Below are 24110 nucleotides of genomic sequence, written 5' to 3' on the forward strand. Positions count from 1 at the left end.
TGCCTTAAAGGCAGTCACATCCTCTCTTTAGAAATATAAGGATTTTAAATAATCATAAGTATCACTTAATTTATCAAAAAGCCTTGGGTCGAAATCATAGTTTTCTAATTCTAAACCATAGGGAGTTTCTCTATTTTTACATCCCATAAATACTCCACCTATGAAATTACAGCTGTAATGCCATTGACCTTTAATAGTAGCAATAAGACTTAGGGCTCCCGAGGAAAGAGCTGGAGCTATATAGGGTTTAAAGCCTGAAGCCCTAACCTCCAAATTAGCCTTCTTTGTTTCTAGGGTGAGCTTATTGGATAAATCTTCATCATAATTATTAATACTATTAGCAATTACTAAACCTTCGCCATGAGGACCAAAGGCTCTTCCTTCTTCAACATAATTTAAGGTTTCCTCATTTATAGAGGCATAATAGGCAGCTCTTGCATTCATTACTCCTAAACCATAGCCTTTAATCTGATGAGAGGCTAACCCTTTATGATCTATTTCTCCTTCAGAATTTTTATTGCTTTCATTAAAGGCAACCTTGCATAGCAAATCTACAGGGTCTGAAACTACAGAAAACAATCCCTTAAAGTTAGCATCTCGTGCTTTTTTAGCATAATAAGATAGGATTTTAGCATTGCCTTCGAATTGTACTAATCTTACGTCCTTTTGTTCCTTGCCTACTTCAGGAACTCCCACTGAAACGCAGAAAACAAACATATCACAATTAAATATATCTTCTTCTTTTAAAGGGATAATAGGTGGCATATTGCTGCTGTTGATATCAAATATTTGATTAGCTTCAAGAGTCCATCTCTTAATCTTATTAGGGTCTCTATCGTAGATTCCTATAGACTCAATGCAATCTCCACCAAGCAATCTTAAACCTGTTATTAGAGTACCTCCTACATCTCCTAAACCTACCACGGAAATTCTCCATTTTTTATTTATCTGCTCTTCTAATAATTGAGGCCAATTACTATTTGAGGAATTAATATAAAACATTCTGCCATCCCTAATAGACTTTTCTGTAATTTTATCTACCATAGAGTAATCCTCATTAACTCTAAGCATATTTAGATCTTCTTTATTTAAGGTAAAGAAGCTAGGGGAAAGGATTTTTGACTTACTTCTAAAAAGAGATAGATCTCTCTTATCTATATAAAACATTTCACCTTTATAGTTTGTTAAAGACTCTAAGTCAATGCTTTCATAGTGATCTGACATATTTAAATTATCTTTTGCAGCCAAAACACAATCTTTATATTTATAGTAATGCATCTTTCTATCTCCTTATTATGTTTTCTAGTCTGTTTAGTAGCTCTAAATCATTTCTCAAATAATGAGAGGCATTTAGATTTAAATCGTATTTAATATCCCTGCCATGATCAGGACATCTTGGAATGGTAAACACCTGACCTAAGGAGGAAAGGGTAAGATTCCTTTCATTCATAAAATGAAATTCGCTTTCTAAGGTAGTTAATATATCTATAGCATTTTCAATACAGGTTTTAGATAAATCGAATAAAGCTGTATTGGATGCACCTCTTATGAAGTTTGGCGAAGTATAGGGCATAATTAAATTTATTGAAGGAAGTAAGTTTCTTTCAGGAAACTTGCCTCTCCAAAGGGCATCTCCACCAATAAAAGGATATAATGCATTTTCATTGAACCATATCTTAAGTCTAGGAATAAAATATACACTTTCTACCTTTCTGTTTTGATAATCCATTAAGTCCTTACCACGAGCAGAAAGTATAGCCACTATTATTTTTTGTACCTTTAGATCTTCCTCCTTAAATAGGGGATCTAAGGCTTTCATTCTATAACCTTTGTGTAGAATATTATCTACTAGTATTATGGGCTTGTTAAAAGACTTAAGCATTTTAATTTGATTTTCTAAATTCATATAGTGAGGGAATTCACCAATACTGAAAGATTTCATATCTGTATCGAAATATTTTTCAGTATGCAGTGCTTTTGTAACAGTATTAGGAATAATATATCTATCTAGTATATCGCCATAAGGAACGCACATAGCCTTTCCTAAAGTTCTAGGTGCTATAGAGGTGCTAGGCACTTCATTTTCAGCACAGATTTTTTTAATTAAGCCTTGATGAAGCATATTGCTGTCAAAAGGAAGTACAAGCTGTCCTGGAAATAGGTTACATAATGCCTTTTGCAGCTTAAGCCTAGAGGAGCTTATAATGCTTTTTACCTTATTATTGCTTCTAAAAGGTTCTTTAATTAAGTTTTCTAAATCAAGATTTATAACGCAAGGAGTACTCATATTTACAAGCCATAGGTTAGAGGAGTATCCTCCGTAGTTAATTTGCTGAAAGCCATAGGCCTTTAAGAGCTCACTGAAATAGGGTGAGCATAATTTAGGTATAGAATTCTTAAAGAGGGCATATTCATAATCTCTAGAAATACAGAAGGCCAGAGTTTCGGTCAATAAAATTTGCTCAAGATTTTTGTTTCTATCAATATTTTTTATATATAAGCCATCTATCAATAAAATTCTGCCTAAACTATTTTCTCTAATGTACTCTGCCACACTAACTTCTCTGATTTCCTCAAAGAGCATGCTAGATCTAGTCCAATGAAATAGAGAGAATCCAAGTATTTCTTTAGTGCTGCTGTCTTTTAGCAGTATTACTCTTCCAGAGGGTTTTAAAAACACACTTTCTATATTTCCTTTTAATTTTTCATCACATTGATCTACTTGCTTACAAAGCAGTGACAATAAATTTTTATCTAGCTTGTTGATTATTTCCGTTTCCCAATATACTGATTTCAAAGTTGCCTTATCTAAAGGTTCTCTTTGATAGAAACCATTATCATATATATATTGTTGGGCTAATGGATCAATTAAGCTTGATATATCCCTATTTTCATCAATATAGTTTCTTATTTGAGTAGAACTTATATCTGTATATTTTAAAGGTAGGGTTAGGATCTCAATATTACCTTCTATATTTTTTATAGCTTTTTCTAAATGCTTTGCTTTTCCTCTTTCAAATATTATATGTGAAAAGCTATGAATAGAATCTTTAGATTTCTTCTCCTTATAGGCACTAGCATTAATTACCACATCACTACCAACTACCATATAGACCTCTGAATTTTTAAAATTATTCTTTAAGGTTTTTAAATCTTCTTTATTAGCTATGTTAGTTGGAAAGTTTTCAGGATAAATAAACATATTTAATTCGCTGGCTATGGACATACTTAATATATTTTTCCTTAATAAATTTGGAAGGGTCTTTTTAGACCAAGAAAATTCATCAACAGCCATGTATACTTCAAAATCTAAATTTCTTATACGTCTAGATATCTCCATATGACTTAGAGAATATGGATCAAAGGTTCCTGGGAAAAAAGCTATTTTTTCAGGAACAGGTAAACTAATTCCTTCTTTAAAAAAGCTATAATCAGAAATAAATCTATAAATGTGATTTAATCCGGCAGCGTTAGATAGAAATAACAATTCGTTGCTATGATCCTCTGCTACTAATGTCAATAATTTTTTGGCAATAAGCCTAAATATATTCATCTTTTCTTCTAGAGATAAGGTTTTCGAGCCAAAAATAACCTTACCTATAGCCCCGAAGGCTGCTTGATTAACCTGAGGATTGTAATCACCTAAACCATTTAAAAGTATTCCTAAAATATTTATTAATCTACTTTCATAGCGCACTTCATCATCTCTATTGTAATTGCTATAATACTCCGCCATGACACCAACAGTTTTTAATATTAGAGTTTTTACTGAAGGTTTTGATATTTTAATTTTATAGGTTAAATCGTCAATAATCTCATCTAACTCCTTAGGGGCAAGGAATAGTAAAACTTGACCTAGATATTTAGGTATATATTCTGTAAATTTATGACCTTCTATTTCAAGGGCCCTAAGAAGTTCTATAGCTACTTCATTTCTTTCGGAAGAAGAAAGCTTAGGCATTATACTTAATATGGCAGAGCCCGCTTGATGCCTTACACTTTCTACGGCACTTACTTTTAAAAGGTTACAAAAGTGTATAGCAGCATGTAAAGCGTTACCTATATTATTGTTTACCACATAATGAAGTAACAGTGAAACTTGATGCTTCTTTTTAACCCATTCTGTAGCGGTCTTTAAATTGCTTAAAAATATTTCAGATAGCTTGATTTCATCCATGTTAAGCCAGTTTTTGTATTTTTCTTGAAGCTCTGTATCCATAAGTACGGAAGCCAGTTCATATCTTAGCATATTTTCAGCAGGTATATTGCTTTTAAAATTCACATAGTTAAGATATCTTTTAACTTCTGATAAAAGATAACCGGTATTTTGTAGCTTTCTGCAAAGGATTATGGATACTTCTAAAGCGGCTAATCTTAATGTTGAATTTCTCTTTGAAAGCATGGAGACTATAAATTGATATAGAGGAGTTAAAGCCTCATCCTCCTCTAGAGGAATATACTTTGCACTATCTAATAAATATAATTGCATATCAGAACCTTTATATATCTGAACATCAAAATACTCTAAAAGAACTTTTCTATAATTTAATCTTTGCTTATCTTTACAACTAGTAAATAAAGAATTACAAAGGATGCTTAAGCTATAGCCAAGCCAGTTTCTATGGGAGGATATTATTTTATGACTAGGAAATAATAAAAGTTCAATATATTCTTTAAATAGTTCAAAACTGTTAATATTAGCTTCTTCAATTTCAACTTTTTCAGGCAGTTCCTTTCTATAATCTTCATCGAATAAGGCTATTAAAGTTCCTATGATTTCGGCTGAATGCCTCCTTATATCATCCTCAGGATGGGTAAGATTTTCAAATAAGAACTTTATTGTCTGTAATTTCTGCCTTTGAGTTAAATAGGTAGAATACTCTTCGAAAATCCTAATGTATTCCCTTAAGTTTTTCCAATCCTTTTCACTTCTTGCGGTTTCCAATATAACATCCAAGGAATATTCATCTCTTAATAAATGCATAAGATTTATATTATGGCTGATGGCTAAATATTTTAGATGCTGGATTACCTCTTCACCCTGCATTATGGAATAATTAGGAGTGTTTATAAAACCTATAGTATTTACTTTAGGAGTTTCATCTATTTCTGTTATCACATTCAAGCTTATTAAATAATCTTCAAAGTCTTTAAGCTTAGCATAAACTCTTTTATATCTTTTCTCTTTTTTATCATCTAGGTTATCAAGCTTTTGAAGTATTACATCAAAGGAATCCTTTAAGGAAAATATGTGCATTTCTTCACCCTTAAGAGTTCTTCTATTTTTAACTCTAAAGTCTGAATAAATTAATATTAAGCTTTCAATTGAGAGATTTTCTAGCTCAAGATCCCAAGTAGAATGATTTATAGCGATATTTCGAATATAATTAATACCGTATTTTTTGAACCATTGGTCTGAATAATAGTAGTGCAGATAAGGAACCCTTTTTAATTCACTTACTTTACAACCAAATTTGCCTATATCATGGCCGGCGGCAGCTCCTGATACTCTCCCTAAATCAACCTGTATACCTATTTGTTTTAATTGCCTAGCTATATACAGGGAAAGATAATGAACACCACATACATGCTCTAGAGTATTAAAACCGGTAATTTCATAGTTTAACTTCATCATTTCGTATATGTAGTCCTGCTTAAAGGCTTTTAAGAATTTTGAGTATTCTTCCATGCTTTCTAAGTCCGCTGCTTCTTCATTAGTTAAAAAATGAAGAGGATATTTACTTTGAAAACTACTGTCGCCACCGTTTTTTTGTATATCACAAGTCACCCTTAACACTCTTAAGTATACTTCGCAAACACTATTTAGCTTTGGATTTAAGTCTAATGTAATAGCTTCAGGGAAAGATTTGTGTAAAGTATAATTGTATATGTACTTTATCCAATCTTCAGGAATCTCATCCTTGGATAAATTTAATTGGCATAAGCCTAAAATAATTTCTTTACATAATTCAAATGCGGCCTTACAACTATAATCCTTTGAGAAAATCATATAATTTAAATTATCTATAAAATCTTTACTTCTTACTTTTTCTTCCATAAAAGATTTTTCAATACCCCACTTGTTTAACCAGCGTATGCTGAGTAATTTTCTAGAAACTTTTGAGTGAATATTATCATTAAATACGGTTTCCATTACTTAAACCCCCTAACTGCAATATAAGCATATAATAAAATTATACTATTTATGCCTGTGGTTTTATAGGGGTTATAAGCAATAAAAAAAGAGCTAATAGCTATAGATAAACATTACGTAAACTTAATTTATACATTTTCTAAAATGCCAATCTTCATGGCATTATAAGGCATGTATAAATTATTGGTTGAAGTTGTTTATCTATTAATTAGCCTTTCATAAGTTATTTATTTAAAATAAATTCACATAAATTATATAAGTTATATGCTGTTGGAATACCCTCCATGGTTATATTATCCGTTGAATAAACACCATCCCAAGGGTGAACTGATATATGAATTTCATCAAATATGTTAATTACATATTTTTTTTCATTATTTAGCTTAATAAAGAGCTTATATTTTATTTTTTTAGATGGATCTTCCTTGGGAGATAGAAAGTTTTCTTTTTTAAGATTAGATATAAATTTATATAGAGTTTCCTTATTTTCCTTTGATACTTCTACGTCCTTATTTAAATTTGTTTCAAAAAGTGTAACTTCTACAGTATTTTCATTTATAAGTTGAGATAATTGTGCAGTGTAATAGAAAGTAGTAGGCTTTTTATTTTTTATAGGTGAATCTATCCATTCTTTTTTACAGCCACTTAAAGATATTAATAGTATTATTATCAAGGTAAATAAACACTTTTTCTTATTCATCTTCAGACCCCTTAAAATATGATTTCAAAATAAAATATGTTTATAAAAATAAAAATATTCCATGGTTATTAGAACATATGGCTTGTACTATGAATAAAATATTTTATAATAATATTAACTCATAATAAATATGAGTTTTGGGGGTGGTGCTATTTGAAGTTTGGAGTAGATATAGGCCATAATGTAGCCTACGATATAGGTGCGCAGGGTATAAGAAAAGAGGATGAACTTACTAAAGAGGTAGGAATTAAACTCATGGAAAGATTAAGAAATTTAGGCCATACTGTAGTAAATTGTACTCCGTCCTCCGCATCGAATTTAGGAGATTCCTTATATAAGAGAGTGCTTATAGCTAATCAAAATAATATAGATTATTTTATTTCCATACATTTTAATTCTGGGGGAGAAAGTGGCACTGAAATATTTGCTTTATCAGAAGAGGGGAGAGCTTTAGGAGAAAAGATATTGACTGAGATAGTTGGTCTGGGATTTTATAATAGAGGAGTTAAAGACGGCAATAGATTATATGTGTTAAAAAACACTAAGGCTATTGGAATATTAATGGAAATAGCTTTTGTCGATTCCAAGGATGATATGTATTTATATAATTCAGATTCTATAGTAAATGCTATAATTAAAGGAATTAATAGTAAGATAGGTAAGTAGAATAGACAAAATTTTAAAGGATTTAAGCAACTATTTAAAAGATATTAAAAAACTTAACAAAATATTAATACATTTTTCGAGAAAAATATGGTATATTAAATATATAAACAGAAGCTAATAAATTTGATATTGAAATATAGATTTAACCCCTTATTTATATAACCCCTTTAGTACGAAAAGATATTGGTATCCCCCACCAGTATCTTTTTTTGTTTTATATTATCTAAGAGACAACTAATGAAGTATATTCTCTATAATTTTATTGGAGATGCCTTAATAGTATTACATATAAAAATGCAGAACTGAACATAATATACCTGAAAAGGGGTGTAAAATGTGGATTCAAAAATGAAGAATACTAAGAATAATAAAAAAAGTGATGGAGAATTTAAATCTAAAAATATAAAGCATAATCCTAATGCTGAAAGCGCTAGAGCTGTATTCAGCGATCCAAAAGCAAAAGAATTAGAGTAAAATACTTATAATTTAATCCTTAGAGAAGCAAAGACATCTAATCTAAATTTCAGGTTAGATGTTTTTGATTTGTCATTATATAGATTATTCTTGAATAAGTATCTAAAGAGAGTATTTTGGGAGATTTTATTATGGAGGTTCTAAATATAATTGTTTTGGCATGTATAGGGGAGGCCATATGGGAAACCTTAAAATTAACCTGGCAAAAGGGGAAGGTATCTGAGGATAGAATCGGGGCAATAGTGGTAGGAGTAATTATTGCCTTAAGTACGGGGGTGGATATAATGCATGCCTTAAGCATACCTATGAGAGTACCTTATCTAGGCACGATTTTTACAGGACTATTAATAAGTAGAGGAGCTAATTTTACCCATGATTTAATTTCTACATTAAATAACCATATGAATAATCAAAAGAACTAACTTTAAAATATCTATAGTATATTTTGCAAACTAAATGATGAAACTAGTTCCATGAGAAGAAGATTTATTATATATGGACTTTTAGGGTTTTGCGCAGAAGTTTTATGGACTGGTTTATCATCTATGCTAAAGGGCGATATAAAACTCACAGGTTATACTTATATTTGGATGTTTCCCGTATATGGCCTTGCGATTTTATTAGAGCCCGTTCATAACAGGATAAGGCACCTTTCAATTTTTTTAAGGGGAGGTGTTTATATGGTTCTTATATATTTTGTAGAACTTATATGTGGATTATTGTTAAGAGAAATATTAGGTGTCTGTCCTTGGAACTATGCAGATGAGCCATTGTCAATTAACGGAATAATAACTTTGAGATATATACCTGTATGGTTTACCTTAGGGTTGATATTCGAAAAGATTCATGATACTTTACTTCTGGTGGAAAGTGGACTTAAAAGTCTATGATGAAAGTAGAAAAAGGAAAAGGTTTAGCTACTATAGAAAAACATGTAGCTATTGACAAGATTAGTTAAGTAACCATTGGTATTTTTTATTCCAATGGTTAATTTTGTTTATATGTATAATATATTTTAAAGAGTACCTATTTGTAAAAAAGAAAAAAGCCTATGAATCGCATAGAAATACGATTTATAGGCTTTTTTCTTTGGTGCCGGTGGCCGGACTCGAACCGGCACGGTGTTGCCACCGGTGGATTTTGAGTCCACTACGTCTGCCAATTCCATCACACCGGCATATCTGACAAGGAATATAATATCATATAATTTGTTAGGGTGCAACTATATTTTTTAGAAAAAAATCATAAATTTATACAAATTTTCATCATAAACATATTGTTAGTATAGTTTATATTTGCTAAAATAGATTTGTTGGTTATACATAAAATGACCACGTGGGACATAAAAAATCCCTTCAAAGTATTTTGTAGTTTTTGTTAAAATATATGCAAAGCATAACTAAAAAGCTTAAAGTTGCTACAAAGTACAGCTCTGCTTATGGCGAGCTGAATTTCATTAATATAGGGAGGAGAAAGAATATGATTTATTCAACAGAAGTACAACATATGTGTTCTATTGCAAAAGGACCAAATCATGGTTCAGCACCAATTCCACAAGAGGGAAAGTGGGTACAAGCTAAAGAAATAAAAGATATATCAGGACTAACTCACGGTGTGGGCTGGTGTGCGCCACAACAAGGAGCCTGTAAATTGACTCTAAACGTTAAGGATGGAGTTATTCAAGAAGCTCTTGTTGAGACTATAGGATGTTCTGGTATGACTCACTCTGCTGCTATGGCTTCAGAAATACTACCAGGAAAAACTATATTAGAAGCATTAAACACAGACTTAGTATGTGATGCTATAAATACAGCTATGAGAGAATTATTCCTACAAATAGTTTATGGAAGAACTCAAACTGCTTTCTCAGAAGGTGGACTACCAGTAGGAGCAGGATTAGAGGACTTAGGAAAGGGTCTAAGAAGCCAAGTTGGTACAATGTATGGAACTTTAGCAAAAGGACCAAGATACTTAGAAATGGCTGAAGGATATGTAACTAAGATAGCTTTAGATGCAGAAGATCAAATAATAGGATATAGATTTGTTCATTTAGGAAAAATGATGGAGATGGTAGCTAAAGGAACAGATGCAAATGAAGCTTTAGAAAAAGCTACTAGCCAATACGGAAGATTTGATGAGGCCGTTAAAGTTATAGACCCAAGACATGAATAATTAAGGTGAGGAGGAGAGCTAACATGGCATTATTTGAAAGTTTTGAAAGAAGAATAGATCAGATTACACCAGTATTAAATAAATATGGTATTAGTTCCTTAGAAGAAGCTAAAGCTATCTGCGACGAAAAGGGAGTAGATGCTTATAATATAGTAAAGAGCACTCAACCAATAGCATTTGAAAATGCTTGCTGGGCATATATAGTAGGTGCTGCTATAGCTATAAAGAAAGGCTGCAAAAAAGCTGCTGATGCTGCTGAAGCTATAGGAGAGGGATTACAAGCTTTCTGTATACCAGGTTCTGTAGCAGATGACAGAAAAGTTGGTATAGGACATGGTAACCTAGGAGCAATGTTATTAAGAGAAGAAACTAAATGCTTTGCTTTCTTAGCAGGACACGAATCCTTTGCAGCAGCAGAAGGTGCTATAAAAATAGCTGAAAAAGCTAACAAGGTTAGAAAAGAGCCATTAAAGGTTATATTAAATGGTCTCGGTAAAGATGCAGCTATGATAATTTCAAGAATAAACGGATTTACATACGTTCAAACTAAGTTTGACTACTATACAGGAAAATTAGAAATAGTTCAAGAAGTTCCTTACTCAAAGGGAGCAAGAGCAAAGGTTAAATGCTACGGAGCAGATGATGTTAGAGAAGGTGTTGCAATAATGCACCATGAAGGCGTTGACGTTTCTATAACAGGAAACTCAACAAACCCAACAAGATTCCAACATCCAGTAGCAGGAACATACAAAAAAGAATGTGTTGAAATGGGTAAAAAATACTTCTCAGTAGCATCTGGTGGTGGTACAGGAAGAACTCTTCACCCAGACAACATGGCAGCAGGTCCAGCTTCTTATGGTATGACAGATACTATGGGAAGAATGCACTCTGATGCTCAATTTGCAGGTTCTTCATCTGTTCCAGCTCACGTTGAAATGATGGGACTTATAGGAGCAGGAAACAACCCGATGGTTGGTATGACTGTTGCTATAGCTGTTGCTATAGAAGAAGCTATGAATAAGTAAAAATATCTTTAAACCTCTGATTTTTCAGAGGTCTTTTATTTTTCAAAACTTTATAAAAAATAAGCAAAAATTCACTGATAATACACGCGAAATACACAAGTAATATACACTCGTAATACACAAATTTTAATAAAAAAATTATTTTATTTTTTCAATTTCTTTCTTTAGTTGCTCCATTGTTCTAAATTTATCTAAAGAATGGACATTAGTATAGAAGCCAGTAGAATTTATGTTGGCATTTAGTGCGCTTTAATATGGTAAAGATATATCAGCAGAATATAATGGGGAAAAACTTAAAATAAAGCTAATTCAAGAGGGTAATATCTTTTTAAAGAATTATGAAGAGTAATGGAGGGTGTATTAATAGGAATCGGCATATTCTTGATAATTGCCATAGTTGCAACAGGAGCTACTGTTATATTTATTCCTGTACTTTGTTAAATTAAATAGGTCGGCTCAATATAATAACCAATGATTATGCAAAGCCGTTACAATTATACCTTGACTTTGGAGCATAGAAGAAAAATTATAAATTTCGCTAGGAAGAATGACAGTTTCTCCTAGGTTTAATGTACAACCCTGTTGATCCGCGGATTCATAGGAGAACATAGCGGCCAAAGTTAGTCCAGAGGTGCTAGGACTCCCTAAAATATTTATCTTTAGATTATCTCTTGAGAATATAACGGTACATAAACCATCTTTTGATTCCATAATATTGATGTTAAGTATCTGAGCAAATTGTTTACAAAGATTATAAGACATTAAAAAACCTTCACGTAAATACTAACTACATATTTATAATATGCTAAGTTTACTTGGACTACGATTTAATTTGAAAAAAAGGCGACGTAACTTTTAGATTTAAAATACGAATAATGTTCTTTGAAAACTGAATAATGCGGTATTTACACTATATGTTATAATTTTAGGTAAAATAAATGTTAATTATATTTTTTATATAAGGAGGAATTAAAATGGAATATTTTCATGTTGATGTTTTTAGCAATGAAATTTTATCTGGCAATGGATTAACTGTTGTTTTTTGTAATGAGGAATTAGAAGATAATCTTATGTTGAAATTAACACAAGAGTTTAAGCAATTTGAAACAATTTTTGTGAGAAGAATAGATGAGAGTATATTTAATGCAAGAATTTTTACAGTAGATGAAGAATTGGATTTTGCGGGGCATCCTATTTTGGGAGCAGCTGCTACTATTCATAGTCATATTTTTAGAAATGAAGAAGATATAGCAATTACATTTCAATTAAATCAAAAAACAATTATAGTTAATTCAAAAAAGATAGAGGAGTATTATGAAGTACAAATGAATCAAGGAAAAGCGGAATTCCTCTGTGAAGTTTCAAAAGAGAAGAGAAATAAATATGTACATGCATTGAACTTGTCAGAAGAGAATTTAAGCGAAGAATTTCCTATGGAAGTTGTATCAACAGGGTTACCATACTTATTAGTACCATTAACTTCAGGAATAGAGAATGCAAAAATAATTAGTTCTAAATTTGAAGAAATGTTAAAAGAAGTAGGTGCTAAATTTGCTTATATATTTGATGTGAATTATATAGAAGGACGGACCTGGGATAATCAAGGAAGCGTTGAGGATGTTGCAACAGGAAGTGCAGCTGGACCATTAGGTGCATATTTATATAAGCATAATATTTTTAATGTAGGTCATGAGATTATAATAAATCAAGGAAGATTTGTCGGCAGACCTAGTAAAATTAAGGTTTCTATGAGCATTTCTGAAAAAGAAATATTAGTGTCTGGAGAGGTAGTTATTTTGGCAAAGGGAACTATTTTACTATAATAATAAACGTAAAAAATCGCATTATTCAAGAGATTGAATTTGCGATTTTTTATTGCGCAATCCAAATATAATGTGCATGAAAGGTTTATAAACAAAAAATATAGCTCCAATTACTCGGAGCTATATTTATGTTTCTTAATGAATATTATACCAAGTTGATGGTACACCTGCATATGTTGCTGAAGGAATATAATATGAATATCCACCTGAATAGCCAATTGAACATTGTGATGGATAACAATATCTGTTCGCATCTGATGTTATTACTTGACTACCACAGTCGCATGTCCACAAAGTACCATTGTAAATAGTTCCATTAATTTTAACTTTAACTAAGTTGCTTCTGGTAGAAATATGATACTGTCCATTAACATTGCAAACTATAGGACCAGCTTGGACTTTTTGCGGAGAGCCTACTACGCCAACCAAAACTAATAACAGTGATAGGCATAAGATTTTAAGATTTTTTTTCATAATAACAACTCCTTCGCATAAATTTATTTATTTTTACCAAATAAGAATAACATCCGATTAATAGGAGTCTATAGTTTTAGCGAACGTTTATCCAATCTGAAGGTGTTCCATAATATACGTAGGATAAACTTCTAGGAACATAATAAGTATAGCTACCAGGAAGATAAGGATAACCAGGAGATTGTTTTAAGTCACATAGCGATGGATAAGTATAAGAGCCGCCACCATAATCGCAACCTATTACTTCGGCACCGCAATCACATTTCCAAAGAGTACCAAGATAATTAGTACTATTAATTTTAACAGTAACAGTGGAAATTCTTGTGTTGTTAGGAACATGATATTGACCATTAACAGGACAAGCTAAAGGACCAGCTTGGACCTTTTGAGGGGAGCCTACTACACCAACTAGAACTAGTAATAGTGAAAGACATAGGATTTTAAGGTTTTTTTTCATAATAACAACTCCTTTATATATATTTGTTTTTTCTTACAAAATAAGGATAACACATAAAATGGAAACTTTCAATACAATTTTTAAAAAAATTAAAAAAAAAATTAAAGTTCAAATATCTAATAATAATTTTGAAGAGAATTAGCAATTTAAGATAAATTTAACCTATAGATATAAAAAGATATCGTGGAGATATAAGGAAGATTATAAAGTGAGTAAAGTAATAAAAGACATGGTAGGAGATGAAATGTTTAGCTTAGAGCTAAAGGATATGTACGCAATAAAGCATAGCTTACAAGCGACTATAAGATACAAGAAAAATAAGCTTCAGGAGGAAAAAGATTGCTTTAATAGAGATAGATTAATCAAGGATATAGCAAGAGAAGAAATCCTTTTAAACAAATTTATGGTTTCTATACAGAGCTTTAAGCAGAAAAATAATAGCCATTAAGACCAATTAAGGAGGAATTACATGATAGATAAAGAGCTATTTAGGAAGACAGAGGGAAGACTATATAGATACTTTAGAAGTCTTATTGAAATAGACAAGCTAGAACATAAAGCAAATGTATTGGAAGAGCAAGAGAATAAGATAAGGCAAGATATAGCTGAAATGAATATCTTCTTAGAAGAAGAATCTAGATCAATCACATATATAAGGAACGAGTACAAAACTCTTCCTCAGGATCTAGTTATGCAGAAAAGGAAATGATAAGGCAGATTGAAAAGCTGGAGAGATAGCTTAAAGATATCATAAAATACTCTTTAAAATTAAAAGTCAAAGTAAGAGAGATAAAAAAGGAAATAGCAGATATAGAGTATGCGATAAAGCTCTTAGGTAAAGAATATAAGGATTTAGTAGCAATGAAATATAAAGAAAAGAAAAGTTTTGAGGCTATAGGATTCGCCTTACATATGAGTAAGAGTGCTGCATGTGATAAGAGGGATGAAACAGTGGAGGCTATAGCTAAGTTGTTAAATGCTAAAATATAGGAAAATACATTACAATGAATCAAAAGTAGCGAACGATCTCTGAACGAAAAGCGGAAATTGAGACTTAAAAAGGTAATAAAATATAAATTGTAGATTTAATAATTTTTATAAGTAATTGTCTAGCCTTTTATATTAGGATGCCAAGTGCTTTTTTAATCTCAATAAACTCTTTCTAGGTAAAATTTACTATAATTTAAAGATAACTCATAAAATGTGGGAAAATGAAGTAAATAAATACTTGAAATTACAAAATTAGAAATTATATAATACTTATGTACAAAAATTACAAGGGGGACAAAAGAATGAAAAAGAAATTTAGTTTATTTTTAGTTTTTATGTTGACTTTGCTAACATGGGTGGGAGGTATTAATCCTCAGAAGGTTAAAGCTGTTACTATAGGAGAAGTATTAATAGCTCCAGAAAAAGGGTGGCAGAGATTTGATGATTCGGATAGTAAAATACAGTATATTGGAACAGGATGGGGAGTAGGACCTTATGTAGACAAAAAATATAATAACTATTCCACTATTTCTACTGTATTAAATGATAAAATCAAAATTAAATTTGTAGGCACCAAATTAAGACTTATTATGTCTACAGCTAATACTAGTTCCAACAACATAGGCATAACTATTGATGGTATTGAGTATGGTAATATTAATACCTATATAAGTCCTGCTACAGCAGTATACCAAGCAATGGTATTTGAAAAAACTGGACTCGAAAACAAATTACACACAGTTATATTAACTAATAATCAAAGTGGTTACAACCTTAATTTTGATGCACTTGATATAGATGATACAGGATACTTAGTTGATCCTTCAACAGTAATAGCAGAATCAATATCTTTAGATAAAACTTCTTTGAATATGCTTGAAGGAACCACAGAAAAATTAACAGCTACAGTATTACCAGAGAATACAACTAATAAAAAAGTTACATGGACTTCAAGTGATTCAAGTGTGGCGTTTGTAGATGAAAATGGAAATGTAGTAGCTATAAAAGAAGGCCAAGCAATAATAACTGCTACTACTACAGATGGTACTAACTTAACTGCAACTTGTAATGTAACTGTAACAAAGCCAGTAACTAATTGGGCAAACTTAGAAATAACTATGACTAATGGTCAAATTAAGAAATATAATCTACCCATGGTTGAAGTAGATAAATTTATAAATTGGTATATTCAAAGAGTTGCAGGAACAGGAAAGCCATTCTATGAATTTGTTAAGACAACAGATATAGCACCATTTATAAAGAAAACAGAGTATATAATCTTTGATAAGATTTCAAGCTTTGAGGTTAATGAATATAAAGTACAGTAAGATATTTTACATAAATAAGGAGGAGAAAGAATGAAAAAGAAGCTTAGTATATTTTTTATTTTTGTGCTGGCTTTGCTAACATGGGTTGGAGGTATTAACCCTCAGGAAGCTAAGGCTGCTACTGTTGGACAAGCGTTAACTGTTCCAGAAGCAGGTTGGAGAAGGTATGACGATACCGACTCAAATATAACTAGAGGTGGAAATGCAGATACTTATAATTACGGTTATACGGAAACATACGGAATAATCACAAGATTAAATACCGCAGGAGCTTACGTAGAATTTAATTTCACAGGTACTAAGTTACGAATAATTGGAACACGTTATTTAGGGTATTGCAAAACCATAAAAATATTAATAGACGATGTTCCTTATACATATAGTAACTATGGAGACGAAGTGTGGCGATGTTTATTATTTGAAGTGAATGGATTAGATGATACAGAACATTCTGTAAAAATAATCAGAGAAGTTCCATACACTAATAATGAGCAAGTCCATATTGATGCTATAGATATAGATGATAATGGGCAATTGAAGCCGTATAATAAAAATATAGAATCTATACCAACATCGGAGATATCTCTTAATAAGACATCGTTAGATATGATTACAGGGCAAACAGATACTTTGCTTGCTACAGTACTTCCAGAAAACGCAACTAATAAAAAAGTTATATGGACTTCAAGTGATCCAAGTGTAGCACTTGTAGACGAGAATGGAAACGTAACAGCTATAAAAGAAGGCCAAGCTGTTGTTACTGCTAAAGTTGAAGGAACTAATTTAGCTGCAACCTGCAATGTAACAGTTAATCCAATATCTAAAGATGGAACTATAACAGTAGAATCATTACAAAGCAAGTTAAGAGTAGGTCAAGAATTTACTACTGATATAGTTCTTCATAATGGTATTAACATATGTGCAGAAGATATAAAGATAGATTACAATAAAGACTTATTTGAATATGTAGGCTATGACGTTATTAATGGCTTAAGAGTAGTTAAAGAATTAAAGGACAGCAATACTGGAGCTTTAAGATTTATAATTGCTAGTTTAGGAAAAGACAATGCAATTAATGGAGACAAGACTATACTTAAATTAAAGTTTAAAGCTAAAGCAGTAGGTACAGGGAAAGTAGATGTTACTAAAGCTCGTATAGCTGATAATGGAACTATAGAAAAAGATATCTTAACAGAAAATTGTGGAGAAAAAGAATTTACAGTAACAACATCAGATGTAAATAGAAATGGTGAGTTTACTCTTTTGGATTTAGGTATTGATGCATGGTATTATGGAGCTAATGCAGAAGATACCGACACTAGTAAATATGATACTGACGTAGTTGTTAATGGTAAGATAGATGATGGCGATTTACTAGAAATAGTGGAACAAATGATTAAGAATCCAAACTATCAACCAAATAACTAAATAAAATATTAAATAAATCAAGGCACTTAGAGAAATCTAGGTGCTTTTTATATAAAATCAAGAAAAGAGTAAAAGGGGCTGTTGCACAACTAACTAAATAGTTAGCTGTGTAGCAGCCCTGTTTTATTTCAGATATAGAAAATGCGGGGCTCGAAAGCCCCGCAAATGTTGTATAATTATAGTATGCGAAAACCAAATTATCAACATAAAAATTATACTTCATCAAATGGATATTATCAACTGGTTCTTCCATTTGATTTTGAAATGTTGATACCTGAGGATGATTCAGTCCGCCTGCTTAGCCAAATATTGGAGGGATTAAATTACGAAAAATTATACAAGGCGTACTCTTCCGTTGGAAGAAAACCGGCAGTGGAACCTAAAATCCTATTTAAGGTATTAACATATGCTTATTCAAACAACATATATTCGAGTAGAAAGATTGAAACAGCATGCAGAAGGGATATTAACTTCATGTGGTTACTTCAAGGCGCGAAAGCACCGGATCACGCTACAATTGCTAGGTTTAGAAAAGAATATTTATCAGAAGCAGTGGAAGACTTGTTTTATCAGCTAGTTCAATATCTTCATAGTATAGGAGAAATCAATTTTGAGAATCTTTTTGTAGATGGAACGAAAATTGAAGCAAATGCTAATCGCTACACTTTTGTATGGAAAAAAGTTGTTAATAAAAATGAAAGCAAGATGTTTGAGAAGATACAGTCTTGCATTGAAGCTGTTAACTTAAGCTTTATGACAAACTTTGCTGTCGCAAAGGATAACACTGCTCAGGATATTAAGAAAGTACTTGACTTTATTAATCAAAAGATAAATGAAGAAAATATAGAGCTAGTTCATGGTATTGGTAAGCGCAAATCAAAGCTTCAGAAATTCAAAGAGGAGCTAGAATGTTACTATGAGCGTCAAGAGAAATACAACATGCATAATGGGATATTCAATGGAAGAAATAGTTATTCGAAGACTGACCATGATGCAACTTTTATGCACATGAAAGATGATCATATGCGCAACTCACAGCTAAAACCAGGTTATAATGATCAAATAGGAGTAGAAAGTGAATATGTAACTGGTGTTGGTATATTTCAGGATAGAGCTGATATTACTACACTAATACCATTTCTAGATGATATGAAATCAAACTTAGGAGTTAAATATAAAAATATAATTGCTGATTCTGGTTATGAAAGTGAAGAGAATTATATTTACCTAGAAAATCAAGGGCAAAAATACTACATAAAACCTCAGACCTATGAAAAGTGGAAGAAGAAAAGCTTTAAGAAGGATATTAGCAAGCGTGAAAATATGACCTATAACGAAGAAAAAGATGAGTATACCTGCCATAATGGGAAGCATTTGAAAAAGATAGGTATAGCCCATAGAACTTCAGCTACTGGCTATAGTTCAGAGACAACTGTTTATGAATGTGAAGATTGCAGTAACTGCCAGTTTAAAGCAAAATGTACAAAAGCACGAGGAAATAGGAAAATGCAGGTATCTAAAACATTTGTAGCAAAGCGTCAGATATCCCTTGAAAACATAACATCCTCAGAGGGTATTATGTTAAGGATAAACCGTTCAATTCAAGTAGAAGGAGCTTTTGGAGTACTAAAAAATGACTACCAATTCAATCGTTTCTTAACACGTGGCAAAAATGGTGTTAAAAATGAGTTCCTTCTTCTTTGTTTTGGTTTCAATATAAATAAATTGCATTCAAAAATACAAAATGATAGGTGCAAAAAACATCTTCATGAAGCAAAAATAGCCTAAGAGTAAGACAAAATTTCTCAAAAAAGTGTTAGGCTTATTTAAGTGCGTCAAAAAATCAAGAATTCATGAAAACTTGGAGTAATGGCCCTGTTTTTATAATCGATTTTTATCTGAATACAAAAAAGGAGTGGAGCAAACTACTTTTTAAAGTAGTTTTGCGACACTCCCTTTACTTTTTAAATTATAGATTTTTCGTAGAATAGCGGAGAAAAAGCCACCCTAATTGTGAATTGTGAAATGTAAAATGTGAATTAAAAAATGCTCTGCACTTTTTTAAACTCCTTGTAGTCCAAAATCAGGTACAAACTCCTTAGAGGAAGTTCCAGAATCTTGTATAAAACCCTTTGTTACTCCAAGTGATAAGGCATAATCTATTAAGGCATCGTAATGCTTAGGGTTTAAAGTTTTATTGATTTCAGCATAATCCTTTGCTTTATTTAAAGGGGTATACTGATTCATTATGCTTATATAAACTTTGTCACCATAGGTGTTATATATATAGTCTATAACCTTTTTTGAATCAAAGAGAAGACCAGGCAGCATCAAATGGCGGATGATAACTCCTTTTGTTATCAAACCCTCTTTATCAAAGCTTGATTCACCTACCTGCTTATACATCTCTTCTATGGCTAAAATAGCCTTTTCAAAATAGTTATTAACCTTAGAGTATTTTAGGGCATATCTATCATCGAAATATTTTAAATCGGGTACATATATATCTATTAAACCCTGAAGGCTTTTAATGGTGTCTAGGTTTTCGTAAGAATTAGTATTATAGATTACTGGTATATTCAATCCCTCTTCCTTAGCTAATAAAAGTGCAGCTTTAATCTGGGGAGCATAATGAGTAGGGGTAACCAAGTTTATGTTATGAGCTCCTTTAGCTTTAAGTTCTAAAAATATTTCACTTAATCTTTCTATAGTAATTTCTTTTCCCACATCTTCTTGACTTATACAATGATTTTGGCAAAAGACGCATCTTAAATTGCAAGAAGAAAAAAATACAGTTCCTGATCCCTTAGTGCCGGAAATACAAGGCTCTTCCCAAGCATGAAGCTCAGCTCTAGCCACTTTAGGATATAGGCCAGCTCTGCAAAAACCAACGGAATTATTTGTCCTATCAATTTGGCAGTTTCTAGGGCATAATGTACAACTTTTTAAGTCCAATTTTTCCACCTCATTTGTTTCCCTATATGAATGCATATGTTTATATTATACTACTTAAAATTCTTATAGTAAAAGTAAATGCATTGACCTAGAAAAACTAGGCTCACAGCACCGAAAGCAGGGTATAATACAGAAATCAAAGTAGAAAAACCAATTTGAGATATTGGTATCGCAATAGCTAATATAATTAGCATAGATTTTCTAAAGCTTAAATTAAAAGACTGCTTCATAGTCTGGCTGATACTATAAATATTTGAAACTTCCGTAGAAAACATTTCTAGCCATATAACAGCTAGTAGTGCTATTTGAATGGAAGCTCCGAATCTGTTGGCTATATATAAAAGTGGTATTTCATAAAGGGTTATATAAGGCTTATTAAGTAATAGCATAGCATTTATAAATACACATAATATAGTCAGCCCTAAGGAGCCTAAGGCTATTCCTTTTTTTAATATGTTCTCATCTTTTATTTCACTGCTTAAAGGGACAAGTACACCACTACAGCAAAGGATGTTAAAGCCTGCATATAAAAGGGCAGATAATAACCAATACTTTTTATCCGAGGGTATATTTGAAAGATAAGAAATTGTGATACTATCATTATAGAAAAAAACATATAACATAAAAATTATAAGTAGAGTTATGATTAAGCAGGGAACAATAAAGGAGTTTATACCTATTAGCCCTTCTGTTTCTTTCATAAGAGTAAGAATAGAAAAACATACCATGATTATGATTCCTACCCATATGGATACGCCAAAATATTGCTTAAGCAAAGCACCACTAGCGGCTAATATTATGGCGGAGCTGCTTACTAAAAAGAAACCAGTTATAAAGTCTATAAGTACACCAAGAAAGCCAGGACTTACTAGAGTTATTAGCTCGTTATAAGATTTTAAATTATATTTTATGCTTATCTTTGATATTATGGAGCCAGCATATATGTAGATTCCACCACAAATTATTATGCCTATAAAGCTCTTAAAACCATATAGGGTAAAAAATTGTGTAATTTCTCTTCCCGAGGCAAGTCCTGCACCTACAATGGTTCCAATAAATACTGCTGCTACCTTCAAAATGCTTAGGAAATTTTTCTTCAATATTACCACCTCTGTATTTAATTCTCAATTTAAAATTCACAATTTAAGAGAAAGTATTTTACTAACATCGTGAATTATTAAAATTACTATTATATTTATATAGAGTTTTGCTTATAAAAATGAGTTTTATTTTGAAAAATGGGCAAAATAAAAGAAATTATATATTTCTACATACTTAAAGAGGTGATGAATTTGAGAAAGAAGTTTTCTTATATTGCCCTACTATTAACTTTTATTTTGTTATGTTCCTGTTCTCAAAAAAAGCAGCCTAAGGAAGAAGGTAAGGAAAAGGCAGCGGCAGAGAGCTTTAATAGTAAAATAGCCATAAATTTAATAAATAGCTATATGATATATTTGATGAACGATGACATGGAAAATGCCAAAAAACTATATAGCAAAGAACTTAGTGAAAAAAATGTAGAGATAATGGGTAGTGAATTAAAAGTAGAAGGCTATAAGTTAGATGATGTAAATGAGGTGGGAAGCTCTGCATTAATTAAGGTGAGAGTAGCTAGAAGCGTCAGGGAAAGACCCACAGGAGTATTAGATATCTATACTATAAAGATAGTTAAAGAAGATGGAGATTATAAAATTAAAGAAATTAGCTCTATGAATGAAAAGGAAGGCTTTGAACAGGATTTTGCTATTAGAATGAGACAAAAAAATAATGTAAAAACTTATTTAATTTTAGATATGGACGGAATACCTCAATATGCTTTCCCTAAAAATGATAAGGTAAATGTAAGTAAAATAAAAGTTCCTAAAAAAGAATATGGCAATATTACCTTTTCTTATAGTGGAGATAAATTAGCTATATGTACCTATGATAAAAATTCTTTTATTGGTGTAGTGAAGATTGATGAAAGCTTAGCTGTGCAAGGTGGCGCTACAGGAGGAGAACAAGGAGGTGGAGCTGGAGCTGGAGGTGGAGGAGAAGGCAAACAGGGAGGTCAACAAAATGTGACCCCAGGGTCAAAAAGCAAGGAGATGCCAATAGGAAAAGAATTGGTATCCCTGGATTTGCTTAGAGATTGTAAGGTTCAGTATACAAGTTTCTCTTTAGATGAAAAATTTATAATGGCGCAATACAAAAAGGAAAATATAGGCTATGGTATGAGAATATATAATGTGGATAGTGGTGAGACAATTCCAATTTCCATAGAGGAACAATTTCCTATAGAAAAATTCGATACCATATTTTATTCTTATGATACGGATGTAATAAATTTTGATGTGAGGGAGAAAAAGGGAGCCACCAAGGAGGATATGGAGAAGGTAGGAAGATGGCAAATAAATTTTAAAGAGTTTAAGCTAAAGAAGCTATGATATAATATATATAAATTAGTTGTTTTTTGAGGATATATTATATAATTAAAGAAAGGAAAGAAGTATGCAAAAGATGTGGGGAGATAAGAGATATCATAGCTTAAATTATTTCCTAAGAAATAAATTTGGTGAAAAAATTTTCAAAATATCCTTAGATGCAGGGTTTTCTTGTCCCAATAGAGATGGCACTATAAGCAAAGGCGGATGTATTTTTTGCAGTGAAAGGGGATCAGGAGACTTTGCAGGGGATAGAAATTTTTGTATAGGAGATCAATTTGCTGAGATCAAGGCGATGATGAATAAGAAGTGGAAGGAAGGTAAGTATATAGCTTATTTTCAGGCTTATACTAATACCTATGCTTCTTTAGAGATTTTGAGGGAGAAATATGACGAAGCCTTAAAAGAAGAAGGTGTAGTAGCCTTAGCTATTGCAACTAGACCTGACTGTTTAGATCCCAATGTACTAGATTTATTAGAGGAATATAGCAAGAAGGTATATTTGTGGGTGGAACTTGGGCTGCAAACTTCAAAGGATAAAACTGCAAAATTAATAAATAGGGGTTATAACTTAGAAATTTTTGAAGAAGCTATCAGAAATCTTAGAGCTAGAAATATAGATGTAGTAGTACATACAATTTTTGGGCTGCCAGAAGAGTCAAAAGAAGATATGCTAAATACGGTTAGATATATTTCAAAGCTAGATATTCAAGGGGTTAAATTTCATTTATTACATTTGATGAAGGGCACACCCTTAGTAAAGCTTTATGAGCAAGGCAGGTTAAGCTTTTTAGAGCAAGAAGAGTATATTGAGTTAATATGCAAAGCTATTTCCATATTACCACAACAGGCTGTTATACATAGGCTTACTGGAGATGCGCCAAGACAGTTGCTTATTGGGCCTATGTGGAGCTTGAAGAAATGGGAAATATTAAATGCTATAGATAGCTATCTTCAGGATAATGACATATATCAGGGTTTGTACTTTTCTACAAATACAGATTAATAGATTTGTCAGTTTTACGAATAGATAAATGCCCT

At 31.6% G+C, this 24110-nt stretch carries 23 protein-coding genes and 1 tRNA gene; 15 read left to right on the forward strand and 9 right to left on the reverse strand.

What is annotated here, in order from left to right; translation table 11 throughout:
- Positions 1 to 27: 27 nt before the first annotated feature.
- The 3 genes from BN2665_RS03455 to BN2665_RS03465 all read right to left on the reverse strand — a co-directional run bounded on the left by BN2665_RS03455 (position 28) and on the right by BN2665_RS03465 (position 6854).
- The gene (locus tag BN2665_RS03455) at positions 28 to 1278 is read right to left on the reverse strand and encodes a lactate/malate family dehydrogenase (protein ID WP_055665720.1); all 1251 of its coding nucleotides are present in this window, start codon (positions 1276 to 1278) and stop codon (positions 28 to 30) included.
- 4 nt (positions 1279 to 1282) lie between these two features.
- A complete protein-coding gene (locus tag BN2665_RS03460) occupies positions 1283 to 6154 on the reverse strand; it encodes a nucleotidyl transferase family protein (RefSeq protein ID WP_055665721.1) in 4872 nt (1623 codons plus the stop codon).
- Between the two features lie 223 nt (positions 6155 to 6377).
- Complete coding sequence (locus BN2665_RS03465) at positions 6378 to 6854, reverse strand: DUF4883 family protein (protein ID WP_055665722.1); 477 nt, start codon at positions 6852 to 6854, stop codon at positions 6378 to 6380.
- 153 nt (positions 6855 to 7007) lie between these two features.
- On the opposite strand from BN2665_RS03465, the gene BN2665_RS03470 reads away from it, so the two are divergent.
- The 4 genes from BN2665_RS03470 (at position 7008) to BN2665_RS03480 (ending at position 8884) form a co-directional block, all read left to right on the forward strand.
- The gene (locus BN2665_RS03470; RefSeq protein WP_055665723.1) at positions 7008 to 7520 is read left to right on the forward strand and encodes an N-acetylmuramoyl-L-alanine amidase; all 513 of its coding nucleotides are present in this window, start codon (positions 7008 to 7010) and stop codon (positions 7518 to 7520) included.
- A gap of 348 nt (positions 7521 to 7868) precedes the next feature.
- On the forward strand, positions 7869 to 7994 hold the full coding sequence (locus tag BN2665_RS26855) for a CPC_1213 family protein (RefSeq protein ID WP_278335847.1): 126 nt from the start codon (positions 7869 to 7871) through the stop codon (positions 7992 to 7994).
- Between the two features lie 131 nt (positions 7995 to 8125).
- Positions 8126 to 8416, forward strand: coding sequence for a hypothetical protein (locus BN2665_RS03475; RefSeq protein WP_055665724.1), 291 nt, complete (start codon positions 8126 to 8128; stop codon positions 8414 to 8416).
- Between the two features lie 51 nt (positions 8417 to 8467).
- Positions 8468 to 8884 (forward strand): putative ABC transporter permease, encoded by a 417-nt coding sequence (locus BN2665_RS03480; protein WP_055665725.1) that lies wholly within the window; start codon positions 8468 to 8470, stop codon positions 8882 to 8884.
- Between the two features lie 200 nt (positions 8885 to 9084).
- Here the strand turns inward: BN2665_RS03480 and BN2665_RS03485 are convergent.
- Positions 9085 to 9171, reverse strand: a tRNA-Leu gene (locus BN2665_RS03485).
- Positions 9172 to 9473: 302 nt separating this feature from the next.
- On the opposite strand from BN2665_RS03485, the gene BN2665_RS03490 reads away from it, so the two are divergent.
- Together BN2665_RS03490 and BN2665_RS03495 are read left to right on the forward strand one after the other, a co-directional pair.
- The gene (locus BN2665_RS03490; protein WP_055665726.1) at positions 9474 to 10166 is read left to right on the forward strand and encodes an iron-sulfur cluster assembly scaffold protein; all 693 of its coding nucleotides are present in this window, start codon (positions 9474 to 9476) and stop codon (positions 10164 to 10166) included.
- A 23-nt stretch (positions 10167 to 10189) separates the two neighbouring features.
- A complete protein-coding gene (locus BN2665_RS03495; RefSeq protein WP_055665727.1) occupies positions 10190 to 11191 on the forward strand; it encodes a GGGtGRT protein in 1002 nt (333 codons plus the stop codon).
- 456 nt (positions 11192 to 11647) lie between these two features.
- Here the strand turns inward: BN2665_RS03495 and BN2665_RS03500 are convergent, their stop codons facing one another.
- Positions 11648 to 11953: a DUF1259 domain-containing protein gene (locus tag BN2665_RS03500; RefSeq protein ID WP_055665728.1), complete on the reverse strand. Its 306-nt coding sequence runs from the start codon at positions 11951 to 11953 to the stop codon at positions 11648 to 11650.
- A 212-nt stretch (positions 11954 to 12165) separates the two neighbouring features.
- Here BN2665_RS03500 and BN2665_RS03505 point away from each other — a divergent pair, with 212 nt between their 5' ends.
- Positions 12166 to 13014, forward strand: coding sequence for a PhzF family phenazine biosynthesis protein (locus BN2665_RS03505; RefSeq protein ID WP_055665729.1), 849 nt, complete (start codon positions 12166 to 12168; stop codon positions 13012 to 13014).
- Between the two features lie 135 nt (positions 13015 to 13149).
- Here the strand turns inward: BN2665_RS03505 and BN2665_RS03510 are convergent, their stop codons facing one another.
- Together BN2665_RS03510 and BN2665_RS03515 are read right to left on the reverse strand one after the other, a co-directional pair.
- Entirely contained in the window at positions 13150 to 13488 is a 339-nt protein-coding gene (locus BN2665_RS03510; protein WP_055665730.1) for a hypothetical protein, read from the reverse strand.
- Between the two features lie 76 nt (positions 13489 to 13564).
- On the reverse strand, positions 13565 to 13945 hold the full coding sequence (locus BN2665_RS03515) for a hypothetical protein (RefSeq protein ID WP_055665731.1): 381 nt from the start codon (positions 13943 to 13945) through the stop codon (positions 13565 to 13567).
- Positions 13946 to 14153: 208 nt separating this feature from the next.
- Between BN2665_RS03515 and BN2665_RS03520 the strand changes: the two genes are divergently transcribed.
- From BN2665_RS03520 to BN2665_RS03540, 6 genes are all read left to right on the forward strand, one after another.
- Positions 14154 to 14393, forward strand: coding sequence for a hypothetical protein (locus tag BN2665_RS03520; RefSeq protein ID WP_055665732.1), 240 nt, complete (start codon positions 14154 to 14156; stop codon positions 14391 to 14393).
- Positions 14394 to 14414: 21 nt separating this feature from the next.
- On the forward strand, positions 14415 to 14654 hold the full coding sequence (locus tag BN2665_RS26625) for a hypothetical protein (RefSeq protein WP_055665733.1): 240 nt from the start codon (positions 14415 to 14417) through the stop codon (positions 14652 to 14654).
- 152 nt (positions 14655 to 14806) lie between these two features.
- Positions 14807 to 14935, forward strand: coding sequence for a hypothetical protein (locus tag BN2665_RS27705; protein ID WP_278335845.1), 129 nt, complete (start codon positions 14807 to 14809; stop codon positions 14933 to 14935).
- Positions 14936 to 15237: 302 nt separating this feature from the next.
- Positions 15238 to 16263, forward strand: coding sequence for an Ig-like domain-containing protein (locus tag BN2665_RS03530; protein ID WP_055665734.1), 1026 nt, complete (start codon positions 15238 to 15240; stop codon positions 16261 to 16263).
- 30 nt (positions 16264 to 16293) lie between these two features.
- On the forward strand, positions 16294 to 17691 hold the full coding sequence (locus BN2665_RS03535) for an Ig-like domain-containing protein (protein WP_055665735.1): 1398 nt from the start codon (positions 16294 to 16296) through the stop codon (positions 17689 to 17691).
- Between the two features lie 183 nt (positions 17692 to 17874).
- Complete coding sequence (locus BN2665_RS03540) at positions 17875 to 19479, forward strand: IS1182 family transposase (protein ID WP_055665736.1); 1605 nt, start codon at positions 17875 to 17877, stop codon at positions 19477 to 19479.
- Between the two features lie 273 nt (positions 19480 to 19752).
- Here BN2665_RS03540 and BN2665_RS03545 read toward each other — a convergent pair whose 3' ends face one another.
- Together BN2665_RS03545 and BN2665_RS03550 are read right to left on the reverse strand one after the other, a co-directional pair.
- Positions 19753 to 20646, reverse strand: coding sequence for a radical SAM protein (locus BN2665_RS03545; RefSeq protein ID WP_242865894.1), 894 nt, complete (start codon positions 20644 to 20646; stop codon positions 19753 to 19755).
- A gap of 50 nt (positions 20647 to 20696) precedes the next feature.
- Entirely contained in the window at positions 20697 to 21749 is a 1053-nt protein-coding gene (locus tag BN2665_RS03550; RefSeq protein WP_154674859.1) for a YkvI family membrane protein, read from the reverse strand.
- Between the two features lie 189 nt (positions 21750 to 21938).
- Between BN2665_RS03550 and BN2665_RS03555 the strand changes: the two genes are divergently transcribed.
- Both BN2665_RS03555 and mnmL read left to right on the forward strand, forming a co-directional pair.
- The gene (locus BN2665_RS03555; RefSeq protein WP_055665739.1) at positions 21939 to 23072 is read left to right on the forward strand and encodes a hypothetical protein; all 1134 of its coding nucleotides are present in this window, start codon (positions 21939 to 21941) and stop codon (positions 23070 to 23072) included.
- Between the two features lie 64 nt (positions 23073 to 23136).
- On the forward strand, positions 23137 to 24075 hold the full coding sequence (mnmL, locus tag BN2665_RS03560) for a tRNA modification radical SAM protein MnmL/YtqA (RefSeq protein ID WP_055665740.1): 939 nt from the start codon (positions 23137 to 23139) through the stop codon (positions 24073 to 24075).
- Positions 24076 to 24110: the final 35 nt, after the last annotated feature.

Source organism: Desnuesiella massiliensis, assembly GCF_001403615.1.
Lineage (GTDB): Bacteria > Bacillota > Clostridia > Clostridiales > Clostridiaceae > Desnuesiella > Desnuesiella massiliensis.

Coding starts and splice junctions, on each gene's coding strand:
- BN2665_RS03455 (WP_055665720.1), bottom strand. CDS start 1,278: ATGCATTACTATAAATATAAAGATTGTGTTTTGGCTGCAAAAGATAAT.
- BN2665_RS03460 (WP_055665721.1), bottom strand. CDS start 6,154: ATGGAAACCGTATTTAATGATAATATTCACTCAAAAGTTTCTAGAAAA.
- BN2665_RS03465 (WP_055665722.1), bottom strand. CDS start 6,854: ATGAATAAGAAAAAGTGTTTATTTACCTTGATAATAATACTATTAATA.
- BN2665_RS26855 (WP_278335847.1), top strand. CDS start 7,869: ATGAAGAATACTAAGAATAATAAAAAAAGTGATGGAGAATTTAAATCT.
- BN2665_RS03475 (WP_055665724.1), top strand. CDS start 8,126: ATGGAGGTTCTAAATATAATTGTTTTGGCATGTATAGGGGAGGCCATA.
- BN2665_RS03480 (WP_055665725.1), top strand. CDS start 8,468: ATGAGAAGAAGATTTATTATATATGGACTTTTAGGGTTTTGCGCAGAA.
- BN2665_RS03490 (WP_055665726.1), top strand. CDS start 9,474: ATGATTTATTCAACAGAAGTACAACATATGTGTTCTATTGCAAAAGGA.
- BN2665_RS03495 (WP_055665727.1), top strand. CDS start 10,190: ATGGCATTATTTGAAAGTTTTGAAAGAAGAATAGATCAGATTACACCA.
- BN2665_RS03500 (WP_055665728.1), bottom strand. CDS start 11,953: ATGTCTTATAATCTTTGTAAACAATTTGCTCAGATACTTAACATCAAT.
- BN2665_RS03505 (WP_055665729.1), top strand. CDS start 12,166: ATGGAATATTTTCATGTTGATGTTTTTAGCAATGAAATTTTATCTGGC.
- BN2665_RS03510 (WP_055665730.1), bottom strand. CDS start 13,488: ATGAAAAAAAATCTTAAAATCTTATGCCTATCACTGTTATTAGTTTTG.
- BN2665_RS03515 (WP_055665731.1), bottom strand. CDS start 13,945: ATGAAAAAAAACCTTAAAATCCTATGTCTTTCACTATTACTAGTTCTA.
- BN2665_RS26625 (WP_055665733.1), top strand. CDS start 14,415: ATGATAGATAAAGAGCTATTTAGGAAGACAGAGGGAAGACTATATAGA.
- BN2665_RS27705 (WP_278335845.1), top strand. CDS start 14,807: ATGAAATATAAAGAAAAGAAAAGTTTTGAGGCTATAGGATTCGCCTTA.
- BN2665_RS03530 (WP_055665734.1), top strand. CDS start 15,238: ATGAAAAAGAAATTTAGTTTATTTTTAGTTTTTATGTTGACTTTGCTA.
- BN2665_RS03535 (WP_055665735.1), top strand. CDS start 16,294: ATGAAAAAGAAGCTTAGTATATTTTTTATTTTTGTGCTGGCTTTGCTA.
- BN2665_RS03540 (WP_055665736.1), top strand. CDS start 17,875: ATGCGAAAACCAAATTATCAACATAAAAATTATACTTCATCAAATGGA.
- mnmL (WP_055665740.1), top strand. CDS start 23,137: ATGCAAAAGATGTGGGGAGATAAGAGATATCATAGCTTAAATTATTTC.